The organism is Synergistaceae bacterium, assembly GCA_012728235.1.
Classification (GTDB): Bacteria; Synergistota; Synergistia; order Synergistales; family Synergistaceae; genus JAAYFL01.
The window spans coordinates 1-6316 of sequence record JAAYFL010000102.1 but is presented as its reverse complement, the minus strand read 5'-3'; the positions used below and the strand labels follow the sequence as shown (position 1 = coordinate 6316).

At 38.2% G+C, this 6316-nt stretch carries 8 protein-coding genes and 1 tRNA gene; 1 reads left to right on the top strand and 8 read right to left on the bottom strand.

Annotated elements, in window-relative coordinates; all coding sequences use genetic code 11:
- Positions 1-99: 99 nt before the first annotated feature.
- Genes vorB through buk form a run of 4 tightly spaced genes read right to left on the bottom strand, consistent with a single transcriptional unit; the run spans position 100 to position 3218 of the window.
- Positions 100-1164 (bottom strand): 3-methyl-2-oxobutanoate dehydrogenase subunit VorB, encoded by a 1065-nt coding sequence (gene vorB / locus GXZ13_06600; GenBank protein ID NLX75482.1) that lies wholly within the window; start codon positions 1162-1164, stop codon positions 100-102.
- Positions 1165-1186: 22 nt separating this feature from the next.
- Complete coding sequence (locus tag GXZ13_06595) at positions 1187-1402, bottom strand: 4Fe-4S binding protein (protein ID NLX75481.1); 216 nt, start codon at positions 1400-1402, stop codon at positions 1187-1189.
- A gap of 18 nt (positions 1403-1420) precedes the next feature.
- The gene (locus GXZ13_06590) at positions 1421-2158 is read right to left on the bottom strand and encodes a hypothetical protein (GenBank protein ID NLX75480.1); all 738 of its coding nucleotides are present in this window, start codon (positions 2156-2158) and stop codon (positions 1421-1423) included.
- The gene (gene buk / locus GXZ13_06585) at positions 2145-3218 is read right to left on the bottom strand and encodes a butyrate kinase (GenBank protein NLX75479.1); all 1074 of its coding nucleotides are present in this window, start codon (positions 3216-3218) and stop codon (positions 2145-2147) included. Before buk ends, GXZ13_06590 begins: the two co-directional genes overlap by 14 nt.
- Before the next feature lie 173 nt (positions 3219-3391).
- On the opposite strand from buk, the gene GXZ13_06580 reads away from it, so the two are divergent.
- A tRNA-Cys gene (locus tag GXZ13_06580) sits at positions 3392-3466 on the top strand.
- A 38-nt stretch (positions 3467-3504) separates the two neighbouring features.
- Here the strand turns inward: GXZ13_06580 and GXZ13_06575 are convergent.
- The 4 genes from GXZ13_06575 to GXZ13_06560 form a co-directional block, all read right to left on the bottom strand.
- The gene (locus tag GXZ13_06575; GenBank protein NLX75478.1) at positions 3505-3741 is read right to left on the bottom strand and encodes a hypothetical protein; all 237 of its coding nucleotides are present in this window, start codon (positions 3739-3741) and stop codon (positions 3505-3507) included.
- The gene (locus GXZ13_06570) at positions 3731-4042 is read right to left on the bottom strand and encodes a hypothetical protein (protein ID NLX75477.1); all 312 of its coding nucleotides are present in this window, start codon (positions 4040-4042) and stop codon (positions 3731-3733) included. Before GXZ13_06570 ends, GXZ13_06575 begins: the two co-directional genes overlap by 11 nt.
- A gap of 33 nt (positions 4043-4075) precedes the next feature.
- Positions 4076-4450: a hypothetical protein gene (locus tag GXZ13_06565; GenBank protein ID NLX75476.1), complete on the bottom strand. Its 375-nt coding sequence runs from the start codon at positions 4448-4450 to the stop codon at positions 4076-4078.
- 130 nt (positions 4451-4580) lie between these two features.
- Positions 4581-6116 carry a Do family serine endopeptidase gene (locus tag GXZ13_06560; protein NLX75475.1) on the bottom strand — a complete coding sequence of 512 codons (1536 nt, stop codon included), beginning with the start codon at positions 6114-6116 and terminating at the stop codon, positions 4581-4583.
- Positions 6117-6316 lie beyond the last annotated feature (200 nt).

Here is a 6316-nt window from a genome sequence, read left to right as displayed (position 1 = left end):
ATTCCGTGTGTACACCCGGGACAGTAGTGTGTGTGAACATCTTTAACCCAACTTTTGGGTCTTTCATATACTATTTTTTCCGACATTATTTTTCCCTCTCTATCCCAATTCCGTAAATATTTTTCGAACTTCTCGTTCTATTTCGCTGACAGTGGGACAGATTCCTCCGGTATGACCAAAGAAACTTACGGGAATCCTGTATTTTACAGCAGATTCGACGTCCTTCTTCATCTGTCCCCAGTTCATCTCAACGTCAAGTATATGTTTACATGTAGAAATTAACCCTTCAAACTCTTTTTCTGGGAAGGGACTCACCAACAGAGGACGAATAAGCCCTACTTTAAAACCTTCTGCACGAAGCTTATCTACGACACTTCTTGCGATACGGGCTACCGTTCCAAATGCGGATATTACAACCTCTGCATCTTCTGTTTTATATGTTTCACAATCCGTTTCTTTTTCTTTAATACGTTTCCATTTTGCCTCAAGATGCTTGTTATGGCTCTCTAACTCTTCAGGATCGAGAATTAAACTATGTAAAATAGTTCTTTTGCCCCTCTCCTTCATATAACCACAAGCCCAATCAACAGGATTTGATAAATTTTCTGGGTTCCCTTCGGGGATCTCAACGGCTTCCATTATCTGGCCTATAACTCCGTCACAAATCATGACTACCGGGTTTCTATATTTTTGAGCCAAATTAAATGCTTTTTGCATCATGTCTACAGATTCCTGTACTGTAGAGGGAGCTAATACTATAAGTTTAAAATCTCCGTGTGCCATTCCACCGGTTGCTTGGCTATAATCTCCTTGTGCCGGAAGAATCCCGCCCAATCCCGGACCTGCCCGCATTACGTTTACAATCACAACCGGGGTCTCCTGCCCGGCCATGTAGCTTATAGCTTCAGCCATAAGTGAAACTCCGGGGCTTGAAGAACTCGTCATTACAGGCTCACCTGTTGAACCCCCACCCAATATCATATTTGATGCTGCCACTTCACTTTCCGCTTGAAGGTACACACCTCCAACTTCAAAAAGTCTCTTTGACATATATTCTGGAATCTCATTTTGAGGTGTTATGGGGTAGCCAAAAAAATGCTTGCAGCCTGCTTGGATTGCGGCTTCAGCAATTGCTTCTGTCCCCTTCATTAATACTCTGCCCATGTTTGGATTACCTCCCGATAATTTATTTTTCTTTGAATACTTTTATGGCTGCTTCGGGACATCTCATAGCACACATTCCGCACCCGATACAATCTTCTGAGTTTACATCTGTAACTGGCCTATAGCCTTTTGGATTAATAGTTTCTGAAATTGCAAGCACATTTTTTGGACATGCTTCTATGCAAAGAGAACAGCTCTTGCAATATTCCTCAAGAATTTCAACTCTGCCTTTTGCCAACTTAAGCACCTCTTTCCTTTATATATGTTCCTTTTCTTCCCAAGGGAACAATATTTCTCTTTCTAATGACCAAAGCAATATTTCCTTTGGCAAATATTTCCTTACTTCGGAAAATATTGAATTTTCTGCAATACCAAATAGCATAGGTATGTTCATTTCGTCGGCAAAAGACAGTACTGTTGTTATACCTTTTGCTGACTCTTCGGCTGTTGTTTTTTCCATAAAATGCGGATTTGCAACAACTGCTGTTACCTCAAGTCCACAAATTTCTTCTAGCTGGGCTCTCATTTCTGAAAGCTCATTTAACTTCCTCGTATGAGTCCTATATGGGTTTATGACAAAGATAAGATCGTACCCTTCGGATGTTATTTCCCTCTCAAATTGTTTTAGTGCCAAAGCACCTTGAGAATCTCCGCCTACGTCTAAAATTAGTTGAGAATTTTTATCATAAATTTTTGTTCTTATATTGGGATTTATAAAGCTCATGTCCCCCCATTTTGTTTCTCCTGGAGGGAGAAGCAGCGATAACTTTTCTTGTTTAGAAAATTGAGATAAGGTTCTGAGGCAAAAATATGGGTTAATTATATCCATATCTGCCAAAACTACATCTCTGTTGCCAGTGGCCAAGGTGCGGGCAAGGCTTATTGTAAATTCTGTTTTACCAGAACCCAAAGCTCCTGTAACAGAAATAACATGTTTCCAGTCTATGCTGCTTGCTATATTGATATTGTTTTCAAATGATTCATTCTTTTTCATATACCTTTGCCTCTTCCTGCCCGGAAATAACTCTATATACTCCTTCACAGAGAGCTCTCTGTTCGTCTTCTCCCGGAGAAACTATGACTTTGGCTAACCATGATACCCTATCTTCTATCAACTTGCAGAGATAATTGCCATAAGCCAGGCCACCAGTCAAAATGATAGCATCAACTTCACCCTTCATAGCCATAGATCTATTCCCTATTTCACATGCAACTTGATATGCAAAAGCCTCTACAATTAATCTGAATTTTGGATCTCCTGAAGCACATTTCTCTGAAATATATTTAAAATCTGTGCTTCCCAAATGAGCGAATAAGCCGGCATCGCCTATAATCTTTCTTCTCATTTCTGTCTCAGTATATTTACCTGAAAAACACTTTTCTATCAAGTCCATTGCATGTACTGTTCCAGCTCTTTCCGGTGTCATTGGGCCGTAGCCACCCAATGCATTGTTTACATCAATTACCCTTCCTAAATAGTGAGCCCCAACCGTAACACCGCCACCCATATGGGCTATTATAAATTTACATTCTCTCATTTTTTTGTTCATTTGACGTGCAACTCTATATGCCACAGCACGCTGGTTCAAAGCGTGAAAAATGGCTCTGCGCGGCATATTAGGCATACCACTAATCCGAGCAATTGGAAGCATTTCGTCTACACATACCGGGTCTATAATGTAAGCTGGTTTATTTCCGGCTTCTTTAGCAATTCTTTGTGCTAAAACTGCTCCCAGATTAGAAGAGTGAGATCCATATCTCGCAGATTTTAAATCTTCAATCATGGCTTCATTTATAATCCAAGCACCGCCTGACAAGGCATGTAATAGTCCACCTCTGCCTACAAGTGCGTCGAGTTCTGTCATATTAATATTTCTTTTTTTTAACTCAGTTTTAACAGCTTGATATCTCAGATCTTCTTCATCTTCAGGCCGTTTAAACTGTTGCAATTCTTCTCGTGTGTGCGTTATACACTCTGTCCACAATTCAACAACACCATCATATAGCGCAATCTTTGTGCTAGTTGCGCCGGGATTGATTGCAAATATCTTCATCAAATTCCTCTACCTTTGCTTTTATGTCATTTAATAATATTTTTAATTTTTCTGTATAAAAAATAAAAATATTTTCCTATTATAACGCATGAGGAGTTTTGCACAACTTAAACTATTCTGTACAGCCTTATAGTCTTGACACTCCTATGATAGATTGTTATACTTTCCCACGTGGCGGCATAGCCAAGTGGCTAAGGCAGTGGATTGCAAATCCTCTATCCCCCGTTCGAATCGGGGTGCCGCCTCCAAAGAAAAATTAACCCCTTGCATAGCAAGGGGTTTTTTATTACTTCTGTTTAGCAAAAAGAGACGTTAGTATCGCTCCCATTGGCAACAGCTTAAATACCCGTCTTCTTGAAATTTTATATGTCAAACCTAAAACAAATACTATACTCAAAATAGACACAGCAGGGTTTCTTCCAATTATTTTTTTAGGTTCCAACTGCTCCATAGCAGAAATAAACTTTGTTTTAGCGTCTCTCAAAACTATATCATCGTTATTTCTAGACGTTCTAAAGCTCATTGTTTTTCGCCGACTGTTTATTTCTCTTGTTTTTTTTGGGGAACCCTTTAAGCATTAAAAGAAAGCCTACTATAAGAAGAGAAATGGCTATTGCAGAACCTGCAACAACATCTCCATAATTCTGTTTTAAATAACCGTACAACAATAAAAAAACAACTAACGTGCCTAAAAAAATAAAAAACGCTCCGAAGTACAAGAACAAAAAACTTCTTATCATTTGCTTAGCATTGTGCTTAGCTACTCTACCTTCTGCCTCCAAAAGCTCCATAAAACTAATGATAATATTAGATATTATACCCAACTAAACACCTCATTTAACGTGAATTGAATTATATTAATCGTTTGATATATGTTTACCGCAAAAATTCAAAAGTGACCCGATTACTATTCCTGCACCAAAAGCAACTACTAGAGAAAGAAAAGGATTCTCGGCTACTTTTGTCTCAACCTTTTCCGCCATTTGCCTACTAGGATTTTCATACTTTTCAATGATAGGTCTTATCGCGTTTAATACGTAATCAGAACCACTACCGAGCTTTTCTTTTAATTTATCAAAATCAAGTTTTTTTACAGCATTTCCCTCAATATGCTCTTTCAAAGCTCTAATTTCATTTTTCAGATCTTCTAACTCTTGTTTTGGATCTACTTCTCCATTACCTAAATATTCGTGCGAAATTTCGCCGTTGTCTCTTTTTTTAACTTCTGTCATTTTAATTCCCCCTCTGACCATGCCTAGCTAATGATAAGACTACTATAATTTTATCATATATAAAAAGGAGATAAACGGTAGTTTATCTCCTTTTTATATATTCTGTATCTTATAACATTTTATTTTTATCTTACATTTCAACCGAGATAAAAAGAGTCTGTCCACCTCTTGAAATTAATAGCCCTAAGGCTTTATTCTTCTCATCCATTGCTCTCTTCCATTCATTTACTGACGTCATTTTCCTTCTATTTACTTCAAGGATAACATCTCCCTGCCGAAGACCTAGTTGATGCCCTGGTGAACCCGGTGTAACTTCAATTACGACTAATCCTTCTGTTTCTTTTGTTTTGTAGCGCTCTGAAAGTTCTTCGTTGTTTTCAACAACAGTTATCCCCATTTTCGTTGCTTTATTAGGTAAAGTCGAATTAGGTTGTGTCTGTTTTCCAGAAATTTCTGAGGCTTTGGATCCTGCTATATCTCCCAGTACAACTTCTATGGTTTTCTTTTTACCAGATCTATATACTTCAAAAACCACTTTGTCTCCGGAGAGTTTGTTGCGTACAAAGAAAACTACATCCTGACTATTTTTAACTTTTTCTCCTCCGATGGATACAATTACGTCTCCCCGCGCAAGACCATATTTTTGTGCAGGAGAACCTTTTTGTATATCAGCAATTATGGACCCTTCTTTTACCGGAATTTTATATGATTCAACAAGTGAAGCTGATAGAGGTTGGACTGTTACTCCCAACCAGCCACGACGCACTTCGCCATGTCTAATAAGATCTTCCATTATTTGCTTGGCCATATTTATTGGAACCGCGAAACCAATACCTTGGGCATAAGGAACTATAGCAGTATTTATTCCGACCACATCCCCATTAAGATCTATAAGAGGACCACCGCTGTTACCAGGGTTTATAGCTGCGTCTGTCTGCATAAATCCTTGAAAATTAATATCCGGAGCTTGGAGGGTTCTGTTTTTAGCAGAGATTACTCCAGCTGTTACAGAGTTTTCAAATCCCAACGGATTGCCTATGGCAACAACCCATTCTCCCACTTCTGTTAAATCTGAATCTCCCAAAGGAAGTACAGGGAGATCTTTTGCTTCAATTTTAATTACTGCCAAATCAAATGTCGGATCTTGTCCTATTTTTTTTGCATTAAAGGAGCGTCCGTCAAGAAGAGTAACCTTTACCTTGTCAGCTCCTTCAACTACGTGGTTATTTGTAAGAATATATCCCTCTTTTGATACTATAAAACCAGAACCTTTGCCTTTTCTAGGAACCATTCTCTCCTGATTTTCTCTCAAAAAACCTTCTCCAAAAAACTCTTCAAAAAATGGATCACCACTAAAGGGAGAGGCGACTCTTCTTTGTTTTACCATTGTCTCAACATCAATGTTAACAACTGCACTTGAGCTTCTTTTGGCAATGTCAACTATAGGATTTCCGTTATAAACATTTTTTGTGTTAGTTTTTGATGGCGTTTTTTCTTCTGCTTTCGGTAGTGTAGTTGTTTCAGTTCGTGGAGCGCTCTTTTTGAAAAAAGCCGTAATAGTATCGCTTGCCACATATGAGCCGAACGCTCCGCCTGCAAAAATTAACACTCCTGCCAGGCCTGCGACCAGAACTCTCTTAAAGGTTTTAAATATTCCTTGATCCATGAAAAAACCTCACCTTCTTAATTTAATTAATATAATATTTTATAAATATAATTCATTTGACTGTCATTATATCGCCATTATCCCTTCTCACAATCTAGGATTTTACTTAGGTTTTTTTGTTAATTTTACTTATATAAGCTTGATAATACAGATAAAGCCGACAACGCATGCGCTGTCGGCTTTATGATTATTAAAATTAT